Origin of the sequence: Microcystis sp. LE18-22.4A (assembly GCF_027531105.1) — a bacterium.
Lineage (GTDB): Bacteria > Cyanobacteriota > Cyanobacteriia > Cyanobacteriales > Microcystaceae > Microcystis > Microcystis aeruginosa.
Genome location: NZ_JAPZRB010000214.1, coordinates 18,763 through 36,341 on the forward strand (window position 1 = coordinate 18,763; position 17,579 = coordinate 36,341).

General features: G+C 41.8%; 16 protein-coding genes. 10 read left to right on the plus strand and 6 right to left on the minus strand.

Annotated features, from left to right (window positions below):
- Positions 1 to 27: 27 nt before the first annotated feature.
- Genes O9295_RS09475 through O9295_RS09485 form a run of 3 tightly spaced genes read left to right on the plus strand, consistent with a single transcriptional unit; the run spans position 28 to position 3,222 of the window.
- Positions 28 to 1,170, plus strand: coding sequence for a glycosyltransferase family 4 protein (locus O9295_RS09475; RefSeq protein WP_041804017.1), 1,143 nt, complete (start codon positions 28 to 30; stop codon positions 1,168 to 1,170).
- Positions 1,167 to 2,444 carry a glycosyltransferase gene (locus O9295_RS09480; protein ID WP_288032787.1) on the plus strand — a complete coding sequence of 426 codons (1,278 nt, stop codon included), beginning with the start codon at positions 1,167 to 1,169 and terminating at the stop codon, positions 2,442 to 2,444. Before O9295_RS09475 ends, O9295_RS09480 begins: the two co-directional genes overlap by 4 nt.
- Positions 2,431 to 3,222: an MOSC domain-containing protein gene (locus tag O9295_RS09485; RefSeq protein ID WP_288032788.1), complete on the plus strand. Its 792-nt coding sequence runs from the start codon at positions 2,431 to 2,433 to the stop codon at positions 3,220 to 3,222. The genes O9295_RS09480 and O9295_RS09485 overlap by 14 nt, the downstream gene beginning before the upstream one ends.
- An 82-nt stretch (positions 3,223 to 3,304) precedes the next feature.
- Here O9295_RS09485 and O9295_RS09490 read toward each other — a convergent pair whose 3' ends face one another.
- The gene (locus O9295_RS09490) at positions 3,305 to 3,742 is read right to left on the minus strand and encodes a hypothetical protein (RefSeq protein WP_079207925.1); all 438 of its coding nucleotides are present in this window, start codon (positions 3,740 to 3,742) and stop codon (positions 3,305 to 3,307) included.
- 59 nt (positions 3,743 to 3,801) lie between these two features.
- Positions 3,802 to 4,725: a hypothetical protein gene (locus tag O9295_RS09495; protein WP_079207924.1), complete on the minus strand. Its 924-nt coding sequence runs from the start codon at positions 4,723 to 4,725 to the stop codon at positions 3,802 to 3,804.
- Between the two features lie 219 nt (positions 4,726 to 4,944).
- Here O9295_RS09495 and O9295_RS09500 point away from each other — a divergent pair, with 219 nt between their 5' ends.
- From O9295_RS09500 to O9295_RS09520, 5 genes are all read left to right on the plus strand, one after another.
- Positions 4,945 to 6,006, plus strand: coding sequence for an Mrp/NBP35 family ATP-binding protein (locus O9295_RS09500; protein ID WP_061430267.1), 1,062 nt, complete (start codon positions 4,945 to 4,947; stop codon positions 6,004 to 6,006).
- Between the two features lie 219 nt (positions 6,007 to 6,225).
- Complete coding sequence (gene rodA, locus O9295_RS09505; RefSeq protein WP_288032790.1) at positions 6,226 to 7,506, plus strand: rod shape-determining protein RodA; 1,281 nt, start codon at positions 6,226 to 6,228, stop codon at positions 7,504 to 7,506.
- 536 nt (positions 7,507 to 8,042) lie between these two features.
- Positions 8,043 to 8,195, plus strand: a complete 153-nt coding sequence (locus tag O9295_RS09510) for a microviridin/marinostatin family tricyclic proteinase inhibitor (protein ID WP_110578310.1) — start codon at positions 8,043 to 8,045, stop codon at positions 8,193 to 8,195.
- A 278-nt stretch (positions 8,196 to 8,473) separates the two neighbouring features.
- Positions 8,474 to 9,454 (plus strand): MvdC family ATP-grasp ribosomal peptide maturase, encoded by a 981-nt coding sequence (locus O9295_RS09515; RefSeq protein ID WP_288032791.1) that lies wholly within the window; start codon positions 8,474 to 8,476, stop codon positions 9,452 to 9,454.
- Positions 9,455 to 9,508: 54 nt separating this feature from the next.
- The gene (locus O9295_RS09520; protein ID WP_288032792.1) at positions 9,509 to 10,483 is read left to right on the plus strand and encodes an MvdD family ATP-grasp ribosomal peptide maturase; all 975 of its coding nucleotides are present in this window, start codon (positions 9,509 to 9,511) and stop codon (positions 10,481 to 10,483) included.
- Positions 10,484 to 10,755: 272 nt separating this feature from the next.
- On the opposite strand, the gene O9295_RS09525 is transcribed toward O9295_RS09520, so the two are convergent.
- The 4 genes from O9295_RS09525 to O9295_RS09540 all read right to left on the minus strand — a co-directional run bounded on the left by O9295_RS09525 (position 10,756) and on the right by O9295_RS09540 (position 15,084).
- Complete coding sequence (locus O9295_RS09525; RefSeq protein ID WP_288032793.1) at positions 10,756 to 11,289, minus strand: GNAT family N-acetyltransferase; 534 nt, start codon at positions 11,287 to 11,289, stop codon at positions 10,756 to 10,758.
- A 200-nt stretch (positions 11,290 to 11,489) separates the two neighbouring features.
- Positions 11,490 to 13,553 carry an ABC transporter ATP-binding protein/permease gene (locus O9295_RS09530; protein WP_288032794.1) on the minus strand — a complete coding sequence of 688 codons (2,064 nt, stop codon included), beginning with the start codon at positions 13,551 to 13,553 and terminating at the stop codon, positions 11,490 to 11,492.
- A 233-nt stretch (positions 13,554 to 13,786) separates the two neighbouring features.
- Positions 13,787 to 14,041, minus strand: coding sequence for a DUF7219 family protein (locus O9295_RS09535; protein ID WP_002740468.1), 255 nt, complete (start codon positions 14,039 to 14,041; stop codon positions 13,787 to 13,789).
- Positions 14,042 to 14,139: 98 nt separating this feature from the next.
- A complete protein-coding gene (locus O9295_RS09540) occupies positions 14,140 to 15,084 on the minus strand; it encodes an NAD(P)/FAD-dependent oxidoreductase (protein WP_288032795.1) in 945 nt (314 codons plus the stop codon).
- 97 nt (positions 15,085 to 15,181) lie between these two features.
- Here O9295_RS09540 and O9295_RS09545 point away from each other — a divergent pair, with 97 nt between their 5' ends.
- A complete protein-coding gene (locus O9295_RS09545) occupies positions 15,182 to 16,009 on the plus strand; it encodes a YaaW family protein (protein WP_288032796.1) in 828 nt (275 codons plus the stop codon).
- Between the two features lies 1 nt (position 16,010).
- Positions 16,011 to 17,285: an O-antigen ligase family protein gene (locus tag O9295_RS09550; RefSeq protein ID WP_288032797.1), complete on the plus strand. Its 1,275-nt coding sequence runs from the start codon at positions 16,011 to 16,013 to the stop codon at positions 17,283 to 17,285.
- The last annotated feature ends 294 nt before the right edge of the window (positions 17,286 to 17,579 follow it).

Here is a 17,579-nt window from a genome sequence, read left to right on the forward strand (position 1 = left end):
TTAAACTAATGTCAGGTATCAATGATCATGAATAACCCTCTAAGCAAAAAAATCGCTATCTACTACCCTTGTTTTTTGGGTGGTGGTGCGGAAGCGGTTGCTCTCTGGATGATGGAAGCTTTGAAAGATAAGTATGATCTGACTTTAATAACTTTTGCTGACCTCGATTGGCAATGGTTGAATTTAATGTATGGAACAACTTTAAATGCTCAATCAATCAAAGTTGATTCTTTACTACCAAAGAGCTTCTATCGTGTCAATAATGCCTTAGCTTCTAATAATAAACACTTTCGACAATTAGCTATTCATCTCAGTTTAAGATATTGTAAACAAAAGCAGCAAGATTACGATTTAGTAATTTCTGCTTATAACGCTGCCGATTTGGGTAGGCCAGGTATGCAGTACATTCACTGGATTAAGGTTTTAGAAGGTGGAGAGTTAGCCCAGAAATATTATAATCGTATCTCTAATTTTTCTGTGGATAATTTGAAAAAAAACTTCTCTTTAGCCAATTCAGGGGCAGTGGCAGCAGCCATTAAAGACTATTATGGAATTGACGCTAAAGTTGTCTATCCTCCCGTGGTAATTAAACCGGCAGACATTGCTTGGCAAGATAAGGAAAATGCCTTTATCTGTAGCGGTCGTTTGGTAGAGGCAAAACAACCCCATCGGGTAATTCAATGTTTGGAAAAAGTTCGTCAAAAAGGCATTGATGTTAAACTCTATATTACTGGGGGCGGTGGCGGTAACGCTGAGGCTAAATATAAACGTTATTTGGATCAGTTAATTCGAGATAATTCTGATTGGATTGAGCTATGTGAAAACCTTAGTTATGAACAATATTCCCAAGTTTTATACCGTTGTAAGTATGGTATTCATTTTAAACCTGAACCCTTTGGCATTTCTATCGCCGAGATGGTAAAAGCGGGGATCATTCCCTTCACCCGTGAAGGAGGGGGACCAGCAGAAATTATTGGTCAAGAAAACACCGATTTGTTTTTTGATAATCTTGAGGATGCGGTAGAAAAAATTGCCCATGTGATCCAAAATGAGGATAGGCAATATCAATTACTTTCCTCTCTAGAGAAACAAAAATTTCTGTTTTCTACCGATAAGTTTATGACAGATATTAATAATGTAGTTACTAGCCATCTACAAGGAAATCTATGAAAATTGTCATCCCGATCGTGTTTTATCGCAAAGGAGGAGTAGAAAGAGTCATTATCTCTTTAATACCTAGCTTATTAGAATACGTCGAAAAAATTATTATCGTTATTCCTCGTAATGACATTGAATATTTTAAGTTTTTAATGCCTGATTCCGATAAACTTATCTATGAGGAACTTGATTTTTCCCCCAAGAGTTTTGAGACAAGTTTAATCTATTTTTATGGTCCTCTAGCGAATTTTTACAAAACCCTAAGACTGACTTCGATTCATCGTCTTTTCTCTCGTAGAATTGACCTTTTACGCATCGAAGCAAGAATTAATCAGATTATCAAGCGTTACCAAGCTGATCACTGTTTGTATGGAATGACTAATCGGATTTCTCCCCCCAATGTCAAGGTTACTTTAAGTGGCATTATTTATGATGTCTTTTGGCAATTTGCTCCCTTAACTTACTCAGAATCCTATCAAGAACCCTACAATGAAGCGTTAAAAGAATGGTTAGATCGGGCCGATCTACTCTTCACAATTTCCCAAAAAACTAAAGACGATGTTTTAAAAGTTTTTCCCAATGCTACCTATGCTAGTAAATTAAAAGCTGTACCCTTAGCAGGATTTGTCGAGCAGTCTAATCCCAAGAGTGATTTAGTCAAAAGTGAGCTAGTTACTTTTTATTTTCCCTCCTCCTTTGGTATCTACAAAGATCATCTGACTTTGCTCAAAGCAACTATACAACTAGCCAAAAAAGGCTTAAACTTCAAGGTTGTTTTGATTGGCAAGGAAACCGATAATCTAGTTAGTGGAAATTTGCAATTATCTCAACAGTCCCAAACCCAAGAATACCAAGATTATCTCAAAGAATGTACCCGACTTTATCGGGAAAATCAAGAAATTTTCGAGAGTCATTTCAAGGGATTAGGTTATCAAGACTATGAAACATTGCAGTTTTATTATCAAACCTGTTCCTCTGTGGTATTTCCCTCAAAATACGAAGGTTTTGGATTAGCAATAGCGGAAGCCATTTTACAAGGTATTCCCGTTATCGCTTCCGATTTAGAAGTGTTTCAAGAACAGGTGGAATTATATAATTGTCCTGAAAGAGTGCAATTCTATCCTAGGGAAGATGCGGAAAGTTTAGCCAACTGTTTAGAACAATTTATCCTCAATCCAATTCCTCGCTTGTTACCCGAAGATATCCCCAATAAAATTAATCTCTGGACTTGGGAAGATGTGGCAAAAAAATATGTAGAACTACTGAAAGAAAATGCAGGTTACTGATCTCTATATCTACCCGATTAAATCCTGTCGAGGTATTCAATTATCCCAAGCTGAAGTGACTCCTAAAGGTTTACTCTGGGATCGAGAAATGATGTTAGTAGATGGCAAGGGTAAATTTATCACTCAAAGGGAATATCCGCAATTAGCCAGGGTTTCTGTCACGATGACAGGAGATAAATTTTCTCTAAAAACATCTCAAGATTCCCTAACTTTTCAGCCTAATTTCACAGGAGAAAAAAGAGCGGTTCAAATCTGGGAATCTCACACCATAGCCATAGATCAAGGAGATGAAATCGCCGAATGGTTCGAGAAAATTCTCGACATTCCTTGTCGTTTAGTGCGACAATCTCCCGATTATCCACGTCCCGCAAATCCTCGCTATGCGGGGAATGATCATACTCCCGTCAGCTTTGCCGATGGTTATCCAATTTTATTAACTAATACTGCTTCTTTAGAGGACTTAAATCGGCGTTTAGTTGCACCAGTGCCGATGAATCGTTTTCGTCCTAATATTGTTATTAGTAGCGATCGAGCTTTTAGCGAAAGTAGTTGGCAAAAGATCACAATTGGAGAGATAAATTATGCTCTGGTTAAACCCTGTAGTCGCTGTATTATCACCACCACGGATCAAGAAACAGGTAGGAGAAATCCCCAGCAAGAACCTTTAAAAACCTTAAGCACTTTTCGCCGTTTCCCCGGGGGCATTATGTTCGGAGAAAATGTCATCCCTGAAAAGATAGGTACAATTAAAGTCGGCGATCCTATTACCGTAATCTAGAGATATAGGGGCAGCCCTTTCAAGGTCAGTCAAATAAAACCGGAAATACTGGCAACCAACTCTTGAAAAGCTAAAAATATGCCTAGAAATCAGCACCGAACTCTTGACGGAGGGAGCGCAGTATATCCGTCCCCAAAGTTGTCTCACCAGTTTGTACTAACCAACGTTCCAAGTTACGATTGGCATCGATAAACTTCTGGGATGAGTCTCCCTTGTATCCGACCACTAATCCATCCGAACAAACGATCCACTCGAATCCAGCGATCGCACCTCTGGGATTACTGAGGATCACCCCTCGATAACCCAAATTGCCACTAGGTTCACCAGCTTTGGTAGGGGACAAACGCTGCAGTCGTTGGAGTAGTTCCTGACTATCGCGCTCGTTAAGAGTCCAATGGGGATTGGGACGACCACTAAATATATCGAGTTCTACTTGCACGATCGCCTCCACTGTCTGAGTGTAAACTATTAGGCCGAGCAGGCAAAAGAGGGACATGGCGATCACCACAATTGCTGCCACCTTTCCCCTCCTTCCCTCAGGTTCTATCTTAGCCATCTAACTGACCTGAGTTGAAACGTTTAACGAATTTTTTGGCTCTTACAAGTATAGAAATAGCCGCAAAATTGCGTATAAATTCCGCGATTACAGGTTTGGGGATTTGTAATCACCCGGTTACTATTATCAACATTTCTGACCGGCGTGGAACCAGGTTTATGACTCCAGAAACCCTCTTTATTCAGTCGATACCAGTGGAAATCTCGTCCTGGAGCTATAACTAGGGCCACCAGATAGCGAGGGGCTTCGGAGGCGGGGAAACAATTATAACGCACGTGTAAGCCATCACACAGGGAAGCTCGGGTCACTTCCGCACAGGTGAGCGAGCGATACATACTACCACAACCGCGTCCGGGTTGGGCAAAGGTATCGGTGCGTTTGTTACTGGCGTAATTGTAGCAGTTATTGTTCCGCAGGATAGTTGCGTTGTTGTTCCAGAAATTGGGATTATAAGCTCCCAATTCGTATTGGCAGGCGGCCTTGGGGGTTTCGAGGGGGATTTCCACAGCTTCGGGGGATAATTCTAATCCTTCCGTATCGAGGAGCGTCAAGCGCTCACCTACATATAATTGTTCCTGCAAAAACCCCTGTAGATCTTCATCTAAAGATAGAGCTTCTTCTTCAGGGGTCATTCTGGTGGTTATTTCAGCACTATTGATTAAACCGACCAGTCTTTCGGCAATAGCATTGGCTTTAGAACTGGTAGCATACTGTCCAGCCGCTAGATAAATACTCTCTGGCAGATTGTAATTGCGGCCTACCTCATCGTTGAGGGGTTCTACTAAAAATCCCCGTAATCCTAGACCAGCGTTGGCTGGTGCCGATTTAGCGATGACACTAGCATTATTAGCGATTTCCCGCAGGGTAGCGCGAATTTCCTGTTCATCGCTGATAATCCACTCTGGATTCGCTCGTCCAGAATATAGATCCGCAGTAATTTTTAACATCTTTTTTCCCTTTGTTTGAAGTAAACAATCTTGTCTTAGGTGTTCAGTGACTTGTCCCACGAGTGTCAAATTTATGCACTCGCAAAAGTGACTTGCTCCCAGATGATCCCACTATACATTTAAGAAAATACGGGAGCATCTCTCTTAGGCCATAAGTAGAAATATCAAGGTTAAGATAAATAACCATAAGAACAATACTTGACTAGAGACACTGAAACCATGCCCCTTGATACCGCATCGATTTTAGAAGTATTACGTCCCGTTCAAGATCCGGAACTGCAAAAAAGCCTAGTGGAATTGAACATGATCCGCAATGTGGCGATCGATGGCGGAAAAGTTAGCTTTACCCTAGTTTTGACCACTCCTGCCTGTCCTTTGCGCGAATTTATCGTGGAAGACTGCCAAAAAGCTGTTAAACAGCTGCCCGGGGTGGAAAGTGTCGCCGTGGCAGTAACTGCCGAAACCCCGCAACAAAAAGCTTTACCCGATCGCCAAGGCGTGGAGGGGGTTAAAAATATTATCGCCGTTTCCAGTGGTAAGGGCGGTGTGGGAAAAAGTACCGTGGCTGTCAATATCGCCGTCGCCTTGGCTCATTTAGGGGCAAAAGTGGGGCTATTAGACGCGGACATCTACGGCCCCAACGCCCCGACAATGTTGGGCTTAAATGACGCACAAGTGACGGTACAGGGCGCAAATGGCGAGATATTGGAACCCGCTTTCAACCATGGCATCAAAATGGTTTCCATGGGCTTTTTGATCAACCCCGATCAACCGGTAATCTGGCGCGGTCCGATGTTAAACGGCATTATCCGTCAGTTTCTCTATCAAGTCAATTGGGGCGATTTAGACTATTTAATCGTCGATATGCCTCCCGGTACCGGGGATGCACAATTGACTTTAATTCAATCGGTCCCCCTAGCGGGTGCGGTGATTGTCACCACTCCCCAGACGGTTTCTTTAATTGATGCGCGTCGGGGTTTAAAAATGTTCCAACAGCTAGGGGCGCGGGTTTTGGGTATCGTGGAAAATATGAGTTATTTTATCCCTCCCGATCAGCCCGATCGCTCCTATGATCTATTTGGGTCCGGTGGTGGGGAAAAAACCTCGCAAGAATTGGGCATTCCTTTACTGGGATGTGTGCCTCTGGAGATATCCCTCCGGGAGGGCGGTGATACTGGTGTACCAGTGGTTTTGGGGCAACCAGAATCGGCCTCAGCTAAAGCCCTGATAGCGATCGCTCGTCAGGTGGCGGCGAAAGTATCCGTAGCAGCCTATAGTTAGGGTTTGCGGCAAAAAGTTTTTCGGTGGGGGCAGGGTGTGGGGTGTAGGGTGTAGGGTGTAGGGTTTTACCCATTTTCAGGGAAAAAGTCCCTAAATTTTCCCCCCGATCACTCCAAGGGCCGGTGCTTTTGGATTTCAAAAAGGTCTAAAAGTCTTATCGAACAATGTTTTTAGATTGATTCAGCAAACCCTAGTTAGTTAGTAAATTTGGGGAGAGAAATGGTGAGAAGACAGTCCCTTATTAGTAGGAAACTAAGGGGTTTTAACGAACAGTTTAGCTTCATTTTCCGGGATATAGCCCAAATTGATTGGCTTTTGTTCGTTTTAGTGACGGGTTTAACCGTTTTCGGTGGTTTAATGATTCGTAGTGCCGAAAGGAACACCACCGCTCTCGACTGGTGGCAACACTGGTTATTCGGGGCCGGGGGAGTGGCGATCGCTTTATTTCTGGCCCGTTGTCGTTACGAAAGTCTGCTGAAATGGCACTGGTTAACCTATCTTCTCACCAATCTCTCCCTAATTGCGGTAATTGTCCTAGGGGTGACGGCGAATGGGGCGCAAAGTTGGATTAATATCGGCAGTTTTAACGTGCAACCGTCGGAATTTGCCAAGGTAGGTTTAATTATCACCCTAGCAGCCCTCCTACATCATCGTCCCGCCGATAATCTTTTTGCGATCGCTCGTGTCTTTGTCGTCACTGCCATCCCCTGGGTGTTAATTATGGCGCAGCCAGACCTGGGGACGGGATTAGTCTTTGGGGCAATTACCCTAGGCATGATTTACTGGGCTAATGCGAAACTGCCTTGGATGATTATCCTCTTATCTCCCCTCGCATCGGTTTTTCTGTTTAATTTACTTTTTCCTGCTTGGATTGTTTTAGCAATTATCATCGCTGTGCTTGCTTGGTTTACCCTTCCCTACCGTTTTTTATCTACTTTCATCGTGGTGGCAACTAATCTGGCAGTGGGTAAATTAGGCGAGGTTTTTTGGGGTTTATTAAAAGAATATCAAAAAGATCGTTTAACCCTATTTCTTCACCCAGAAAAGAATCCTTTGGGGGGAGGTTATCAATTAATTCAATCCCGCATTGCCATCGGATCGGGAGAATTATTGGGACGGGGATTACACCAAGGCACCCAAACCCAATTAAATTTTATTCCCGAACAACACACCGATTTTATCTTCTCCGTAGTCGGGGAAGAATTCGGTTTTGTCGGCAGTATTCTAGTTTTAATAGCTTTCTGGTTAATCTGTTGGCGTTTGTTAGTTATTGCTAATACTGCTAAAGAAAACTTCGGTTCTTTAATAGCGATCGGTGTTCTCTCAATGATCGCTTTTCAGGCAATTCTTAATATTAGCATGACCGTGGGATTAGCCCCGATTACAGGGATTCCTTTACCCTGGTTAAGTTATGGACGTTCATCTTTATTAACCAATTTTATTGCCTTGGGTTTAGTGGAATCCGTGGCTAATTATCGCCCCCGTAAGCGTTTGTACTAAGTAGTTGTACAGATATCAGTTATCAGTGATCAGTTATCAGTGATCAGTTATCAGATTTGAGTTTTAAGTGTGGAGTATTAAATCCCACTTTCCGCACTTCTTAACATTCAATTGATGATTTTTACTAATATATTCCTTCCAAACCCTTGCCAGTAAGAATTATAACTACAATGATGGATTTTGATCAAGGTGAAGAATTGTAAATTTTTTTCTCAGAAAAAATCAATTATTGAAAATGTTCTCAATAGTAGTTTCTACAATCAAGGTTTTTCGTTAAAACATCTTGGGGAATGTAAAAACATATACAAGTATATGAAGATATGCTGAATGTCGGATTTAGCAGAAATTGTTCTTAAGTGCTTGACATTGGCCAGATTAGTGCTTATGATGTTTCCCATCACCCAAATAAAAGCAAATTATTTGCACAATCCCAATTCTGAAAGCCATGCACAGCAAAGCTTTCAAGGGTTAGTACAGGTTGTTGTTTTTATCTGAGTGATTAAACCTATTCACTCGAAATTACCAGAGGAATAACTATGGCATATCCCAACGATCAACAAGGTAAAGCACTTCCTTTCTTTGCTCGTTTCTTGTCCGTAAGCAAAGAGGAATCTTCCATCAAGTCTCCTTCCCCTGAGCCTACCTACGGGGGCACCTTTAAATACCCTTCTGACTGGGAAGAGTATTAAACTCAGATCACTTGAGTAATTACAGCACTTTTCTTGATTACACCGTACAGACAAAAAGCTAAAAGCTCCACTAAGCAAGGCTCGCAGCCAAAAAAACTGCACGTTGAGATCCTGAGAAGTGCTGTAAAGTAACTTTAGTAATTACTCAAGAAAAAAACAAATACTGCAATTAGTTAAGCAAAAGCAGCAATTTTTTCCGCCTTTTATTGAGATTCTTCTCGATAAATATCCGCCCAAAAGCCTTAAAATGGGTTAAAATATAGGGATTTGCAATTGACATGAAAGAATCGCCTAAAGTTGTTTTATTGTTGACCCATAGCGGCGATTTTTTCACGATTGACCGCGTGGCTGAGGCGATAGAAAAAAAAGGAGCCACACCTTTTCGCTTAGATACCGATAAATTTCCCTTAGAGGTTCAATTAGCAGCCCAATTTAATGGGAAAAAAAGTTTTTATCAATTAACCTATAACCATCAATCTATTGATAGTCAACAGGTGCAATCTGTTTGGACAAGACGTATTTGGCAGCCTGAACTAACAGGGGATTTAGATCCTCAGTTTCGGGAGGTTTGTGTGCGAGAATCCCAGACGACTTTGGCTGGTTTTTGGGATAGTTTAAGGTCAGCGCGTTGGTTAGATAATTTAGCGCAAATTGAGAAGGCTAAAAATAAGTTATTACAACTTCGTTTGGCCTCAGAAGTTGGCTTAATTATTCCCCCCACTTTAGTGACCAATAATCCTGATGCTGCCCGGGAGTTTTTTTCCCAGGTTCAGGGAAGAATGGTGAGTAAATTGTTAACTGCGATCGCCCGCAGTATGGAGTCGCCGGAATTTTTTCTTTATACCAGTAGGGTGAAAGCAGAAGACCTTGAGGAAGCGGAATCTTTACGCTATTGTCCTATGGTTTTTCAAGCGGAAATTCCCAAACAATTAGAATTGAGAGTTGTCGTGGTTAATGGACAGACATTTGTGGGAGCTTTAGAATCTTCTCAGTATAATAATTCTGCCGTAGATTGGCGAAGACCGGGTATTGATCCTGGTGCTTGGCAACATCATACTTTACCCGATTCACTATTGCAGCAACTTCAGATTTTTATGGCTAATTTAGGGTTGAATTTTGGGGCGTTTGATTTTATCTTAACTCCAGGGGGAGAATACGTTTTTTTAGAAGTTAATCCGGGTGGTGAGTGGGGAATGTTAGAACGGGATTTAGATTTACCTATTTCTCATGCGATCGCTGATTTTTTAGTCTTCGGTTGATCGGCAAAGCTGGCGCTGAAAAAAGTGTTAATCCTAAGTTTTCTAAGGAAATCTATGACCGTTTTAATTGTTACTTTTAGCCGCGATAATGAAAGTATTCCCCTGGTAATCAAAGCCATAGAAGCCATGGGTAAAAAAGCCTTCCGTTTTGATACTGATCGCTTCCCTACAGAGGTGAAAGTTGATCTTTACTCAGGCGGTCAAAAAGGCGGAATTATTACCGATGGAGAACAAAAACTAGAGCTAAAAGAAGTTTCTTCTGTCTGGTATCGACGCATGAGATACGGACTAAAATTACCCGATGGGATGGATAGTCAATTTCGCGAAGCTTCTCTTAAGGAATGTCGGTTAAGTATTCGAGGAATGATTGCTAGTTTATCTGGTTTTCATCTTGATCCAATTGCTAAGGTAGATCATGCCAATCATAAACAATTGCAGTTACAAGTAGCGCAACAATTAGGTTTATTAATTCCTGGGACTTTAACTTCTAATAATCCTGAAGCTGTCAAGCAATTTGCTCAGGAGTTTGAAGCGACGGGAATTGTGACTAAAATGCTTTCTCAATTTGCTATTTATGGAGACAAGCAAGAGGAAATGGTTGTTTTTACCAGTCCTGTTACAAAGGAAGACCTAGATAATTTGGAAGGTTTGCAATTTTGTCCCATGACTTTTCAGGAAAACATTCCTAAAGCTTTGGAATTACGCATCACTATCGTCGGTGAACAAATATTTACGGCGGCGATTAATTCCCAACAATTAGACGGCGCTATCTACGATTGGCGAAAAGAGGGAAGAGCGCTCCATCAACAATGGCAACCCTACGATTTACCGAAAACTATTGAAAAGCAACTACTTGAATTAATGAAATATTTCGGTCTTAATTATGGTGCAATTGATATGATTGTCACACCAGATGAACGTTATATCTTTTTAGAAATTAATCCCGTTGGCGAGTTTTTCTGGCTAGAACTTTATCCTCCTTATTTTCCCATCTCCCAGGCGATCGCTGAAATCCTAGTTAACTCATAAACCAACAAATACAGAGCCAGAGTATTTTATCGCATCGACGAGGCTCTGACTCCAGATTTCCCCCCCGACTACTGACTTGAAAGAGGGTGTAGGGTGTGGGGTGTTGGGTGTGGGGTGTGGGGTGTGGGGTGTGGGGTGTAGGGTGTGGGAAGTGGGGAAGTGGGGAGTTTTCTCAGTGAACTGATAACTGATAACTGATAACTGATAACTGATAACTGATAACTGATAACTGATAACTGATAACTGGCTCCTAACCCCACCAACAAACTTTTTCAGCAAACCCTACTTAATTTCCAGACCAAGACTTTCTCTCGTGCTTCTATCAGATTCATGCCGATTTTTTCTAAAACTCGCTTTGAAGCTATATTATCGGGAGCGCAGCCAGCGGTCACTGTTTGCATACCAGGTTGAGAAAGTGTCCAGTCCATCATTGCTTTTGTCGCCTCGGATGCGTAGCCTTGTCGTCGATATAACGGCGCTACTTGATAGCCAATTTCTACAGCATCTGTGGGTAAACCTGTGACATCAGGAATAATTTTGATCATCACATGACCAATAAGGGTATTTTCTGTTTGATGAATAATTAAACTACCCCATCCCCATTCATTTTGTAAGGGGAATTGCAGCAAAATATTCGCAATATCAGGGAAAGCTTGAATCAACTCTTGTTCGGCCCATTCAGCTGCAACTTTTACCCCCAAAATTGTTGCTAATTCATCGATACCTATAATTGCGGCCTTGAGAAGTTCAAGCTTGAAGGGGACTAAATATAATCGTTCCGTCACCAGTTTTTCCAGTGCTTTCATTTGATAAAACTCCTATACCAGTTATCAGTTATCAGTTATCAGTTATCAGTTAGTAGCTTGTTAATCAACTTACCCAGTAAAAACCTCATTCTCTAGTTCTCCTGAGAGGGGGAAGTCTGAAAAATTTTCCCTACCCCCTACACCCTACCCCCCACACCTCACACCCTGTCTCACTTTCAATCTGTTTGTCACCCCATTAGCTATATTCTCACCCATTTTAAGGTTTTTGGGTCTTTATCGTAACGATAATTAAAACCATCTTTGGCAGTAATGATTTTACCTAAACTGGCACGACTCCGGACGTTACTTAAAGAATAATCAGTTAGAGACTGCATTTGTTGATGGGACAAACCTTCGGCTATTTCAGAAACTCCTGCAATTTCCGCATCATGCTCAGTTTTAACCTCAGACAAAGTCTCTATTTTTACCGCCGAAAAATTTTCTGATTTTTTTGACATCATCACTAGGTTATTCACTTTTTTGCGCTGATAATCTTCTACAGTTGACAGCTGCCAATGGGAATTTTCTGTTAACTCTAAGACCCATCGATGATAATTAAATAAACTTTCCCGATGACCAACACTAATAAAAGTGGTTTCACTTTCCTGTAATTGCTGATATAAGCTGGCTTCATTGGCCAAATCTAAAGCGCTAGTTGCTTCATCTAAGATAGTAAAAGTGGGTTTAGTGATTAATAGTCGAGCAAAAGCTAGTCTTTGCTGTTCTCCGAGGGATAAAATCTGTTCCCAATTGACTTGTTTATCTAAGGTATTTTTGTCAGTTAATAAATGTTGCAGGTTGACTTTTTTTAAGATATTTTCTAATTCTTCATCGCTCACCTGCTCATTGGTATGGGGATAAAGTAATTGCTGCCGTAAAGTGCCAAGGATAATATAAGGACGTTGGGGTAAAAATAACATTTTAGCTAAAGGAGGACGCACTAAACGGCCGCTACCTGCTTTCCATAAACCGGCGATTGCTCGTAACAAGGAACTTTTTCCTCGACCACTGGGGCCAATAATGAGTAGGCTTTCTCCCAAAGGGACAGAAACCGATAAATTCTCCACAATTACCTTTTCATAATCGGGAGTTTGTAGGGTAAAATTTTCAAAAGCTAGACGATTATCTTCCAGGGTGGTAATACGACTTAAGTTTTTCGGCTCTTCACTGGCAACTTTTAAGGCATCTGTCAAGGTAGCTAACCGTTCAATATAACTTGAAACTTTACCCGATGTTCCCCATTCAGTAATTAATTGTCCCAAGGCATTAGAAAAAAGGAAACAGCATAAACTCGCTTGACTTATTTCCCCATAATCGATTTCATTTTTAATAAACATCGGGGTCAAAATAAACATTGAAAATACACTAATCGCTGACTGATAACCTCGATTAAAAAGATTATTAAACCGTTCCCAATTTATCAGTTTTTCCGAGCTTTGAATAACCCGTTCAAAACGGCCTTCAATGATTTTTTCTTCCTGCTCTTCTCCCTGAAAAAAAGCAATGGATTCGGCGTGGTTACGCACATGGGTTAAAGCATAATTATAATCAGCTTTATTATTAAGCTCAGATTGATTAATCTTGTTTAATTCTTGAGTTAGATAAATTGCTATGAAATTTCCTGCGATCGTATAAATTATTAGATAAACCGCAATTTGCCGAGAAATTGTCCAAAGAATAATCGCAAAAGTAATCATTTGTAACCCTTTTTCCATGAAGGTGATTAACAACCTTAGGGTCATGGTCGTAATTGGTTCAATTTCTTGAGATAATCTTTGATCGGGATTTTTTAAAGCTGAGGTAAAATCAATGTTATAATAAGCGCGATAATTGAGATACTTTTTAACGGTTTGTTTGGTTAACCACTTATACCAATCTAAGGCTACTTTGCGACGAATAAATTGAGAAAAAGCAAATAACCCCGTTGTTAATATAATCAACAAACTGGATAACCACAGCGTATTGAGATATTTAGAAAGATCTCTATCTTCAATAATAATGTCGAGTACATAACGATTCCAGTAGCTACTAAAAGCTTCTACCCCCACCGTTGCCAAGATACTTAAAAGGATCAAAGCTGACATCCCCCAAGAAATGATCACATCTCCAAAGGCGCGTCCATTTAACTCCGTTGGATACCAATAGGGTTGAGCCACAATTTTTAGGCTTTCCCAAAATTGACCAAATAGTGAAAAGGGATTCTTGGCGGACTGGTCGGACACAACAGGGTTTTCCGTTGCTTGTTTAGTAGTATATTGAGGCATCTAGATCCAATTGGCAGTTCTTTTACTGTTCTCTTGACAACTCGCTATCATATTGTAGCGGCAGAATTACCCGCTTTTGTCTTTTGATAACATTTTTATCTAGAAGATGAAAGCCAGCTATGGCCAGAAAGCTCTGACTTGACTAAGAACTACTTGACCCACTTTTGTTAATGTGCCACTTTAGATACTGATTACTGTTTACTGTTTACTGATCACTGAAAAACCCCCATCTCTCAATCTCCGTGATCCTCAAAATGATTAGCTAGTAGGAATTTTTGACTGGTATTCAACTCTTGCCAAAGCTGGTTAATTTTCTCGTAAGCTTCCGTGGAGGTAAGCTTTCCCCCACTGTGTAAACCAGCGATAAAAGAGACTCTCAGGGCGAATTCCTGCAAATTAGCGTTAAAAACTAAATTTTGTGGCGTGAATAAACCCCTGTAGCTGGTTTTAGGGTAGAGAAAGTTATCTTTAGAATTGAATTTTTCCATTGTTACCGACCCCCCAGTATAGGATATCTACATTATTATATATTTAAACTTTTGTTAACCCAACCTTAACCTAAGAATTTAAACCTGTCTCTAGATTCTTAAGAGAGTAGCTGCTGAACTTGATTAGCCGCCGCTATCCCAGAAGTTAAGGCCGTTTCTAGGGAAGAATTTCTCGATAAATCTCCCCCTTGACACCAATCACCACAGGCAACTAGAGGTAAAGGACTATTAACACTTAAACAGGGTACAGCTAAACCCTGACGGACTAAAGCATAACGCCAACGGTGCAGCTGAGACCAATCGGGGAGAGGCAAAGAAGCACGAGAGAGCAAATCTAGCTTAACTGCTTCTAAATCCTCGCTATCGAGATATTTAACCGCAAAATCTCCACTACTATGCACAACAAAGACATAATCAGGGGATGATTGCCGTTTACTGCTATCAAGTCCTAACCAAGCGATATCGGTGGAGGGAGCAACTGCGGGTAAAGAATCGCCATAACCCGCCATTACCGTTAAACAGGGATCATAAACGATCGATCGCAATTCTGGCATAGTAGTTATGGGAGAGTTTTCTAACAATAACGCTGCTTGCGGGGCGGGAATAGCTAGGACAATCGCCGAAAACTCTCCCCGAATTTGACCGTTATTGTTTAAAACCCATTTTTCTTGACGATTTTCCAGACGAGTAACCAGAAAATCTCGTTCAATTTCTAAACCTTTAGCTAAAAATTTCGCCACGCTATTGATGCCAGAAGGAGCAACATAGCTAGAATCAAACCAAGAAGTAACTAGATTCTCTCTCAGGAGATTATCAATTAAAGCCGCCGTTTTTTCGCCCTGAATAGTCAAAAAAGGCAAGCCATGATCCACAGCCATCTCTTGATTGGCTCGATTAACCCGTCGCGTGGCTAAACGACCACCAATGCCTCTAGACTTATCAAATAGCTTAACAGTATAACCTCGATCGCACAACTGACGAGCGCAGGTTAACCCGGCTAAACCCGCGCCAATGATCCCAACCTTAATCGAAAAATTTGTCACTAGCCTTCCTAATCCTGTGAACCCTTGAGTTAATATTAGTAGTAATCAGCACTAGCGAAACTGATTTGATTATTGGGGCTGAGGAGGAGAAACCACATTGGACGAACTACGCACAGCTTTGGAGTTAGCCACCGAGGAGGAACTACAGCAAATCACTAACATCCTCTTTTGCCGTCGTTTTAACCCTCTCGATTATCTACGAGCGCCAGACGCAATCGCCGTTCAAAGTCAAGATTGGGATAGTTGGTTAGATAGCGTCGAGGATCGTTTTCGTTATTTGGCTGCCGATGGTGTGACAGTGTTAAAAGGTCAAACGGAAAAAGTTAGTTATCGTCAAATTCTCGTCCGTGTCTGTCATTTCCTCAAGGTTCCCTACTCCCAAAAAATGCCGACAACGGAAATTGAAGCGGAAATCTATCTTCACCTCGTTAACAAAGCTTGGAAACGTCTCCCCCCATCGGAACAAAAATCCCTCTCGATTCAAATTCAAAAGGCACTCGCGGATTCCCACACTCCCCAACCCTTACCGGTTCACCTACAACACAATCCCCTCGATATAGTCCTCAAAGGCAGTAGCGTCATCGCCGTTAATTCTATCCTGAAACCGATTCTGCTCAAACATATCGCCGGGCAGTTCGCTCTTCATTTTGCCCGCTATCAAGGGGCAAAAACTGCCCTAGTCCAGGGTGGGGCAATTGCTAATCAATTAGCCCTACAAACGGCTAAACAGGGCATGACTAGGGCGGCGGCCCGGTACGGAGCCGTCAGAACCGTGTTAAGTTTGGTAGGACCGGCTTTATGGGGTTGGTTTATTGCTGATCTCGGTTGGAAGGCGATCGCCACCGATTACGGCCGGATTATCCCGACTATTTTTGCCATCGCCCAAATTCGTCTGACCCGTGACGATTGTTGGCAACCTGCATAGCATGAAAAAGATTTTTTGTCAAGGGTGGGAGTGGAATTTAATACTTTTTTCAGTTTTTATCGCCATGATGCTGCCGGAGTTAGCGGGTATCGGCATTATTATCGTGTTAATTAGGGTTTTTACCGGCAATTTTCGGGCAATTATCCAGTCACATCTCAATCAAGGTCTCGGTATCGTCACTCTTTGGTTAATGATTAGTGCCAGTCTTTCCCCAACTCCGGGGGATGCTTGGATTGGTTTAGGAAATTTCCTGCCCTTTTTCTTCTTTTTTAGCAATATTCGGCAATTAATTAAAAAACCCTCTCAATTGCGTCAACTAGCTTGGGTGATGGTTATTCCGTCGGTTTGGGTAGTGGTGATGGGATGGGGACAAATTTTTCTCGGTTGGCAAAAACCGGAAGCATTAAAAGGGATTTTTACCTGGCCCTACGGGGCGGGGGGTGAACCGGACGGGCGGATGTCTTCGGTTTTTATGTATGCTAATCTTTTGGGGGCTTATTTATTAATAACTCTGATTTTAGCGATCGGTTTATTAATTCTAACTTTGCGGCAGTGGCACCGACAAAGAAATCGGAATTTAAATCTCAAAGTCGGGTTTTTAACTTCAACCATATTGATCGACAGTGTAGGGCTATTTTTAAGCAATTCTCGCAATGCTTGGGCCTTAGCCTTTTTAGGTTGCCTAATTTTCGCCCTTTATCTGGGTTGGAATGCCTTAGTCGCTGGTTTTGTCCTCTTGGGAGGGGTGATTTCCCTTGCTTCTTGGGGACCAAATCCTTTCAGGGATAGTCTGCGTTTTTTGGTTCCTAGGGCGATTTGGGCGCGATTATCCGATGAAATGTTCCCCAATCGCCCTCTAGCTACTCTCAGAGCAACCCAATGGCGTTTTACTCTAGAAATGACCCAAGAAAGACCCCTATTCGGTTGGGGATTACGCAGTTTTACACCTCTCTACGAAAAAAGTCAGGGATTGTGGTTAGGTCATCCCCATAATTTATATTTGATGTTAATGGCAGAAACGGGAATTATCGGCTTAATTTTATTGTCTGTTTGGGTGGGTTGGATTTATGCCCAAGGGGTGCGTTTATTAATCTTTTTACGACAACAAAAAGCCGGGGGGGAGTTAATTATCTTTACCTATCTGGTGGCCTTTGGTGCTTGCGTTTTATTTAATCTCGTCGATGTCACCCTCTCCGATGTCAAGATTAATACTATTGTTTGGTTTCTCTTGGCTGCTATTGCCGGGGTCAGTCAAAGGTTAAATTATGAATTATGAATTGGGAAGTGGGAAGTGGGGAAGTGGGGAGATAGGGAGATGGGGGAATGGGGAAGTGGGGAAGTGGGGTGTGGGGTGTGGGGTGTGGGGTGTGGGGAGAATAAATAAAATAATCTCCTGAATAAGGGTGCATCCCACACTTGCAGAAATACCAACAATCAGCAATTATCAGTGACTCTTAAATTAGTACAAAAATATGAACAATCGCGTGTAAGCATCCCACCGAAAAACTAATGCGCAACAGGTGGAAGTGTCGGGTAAAGCGGCCAAAGCTTGCACGACTAACTCAGCACA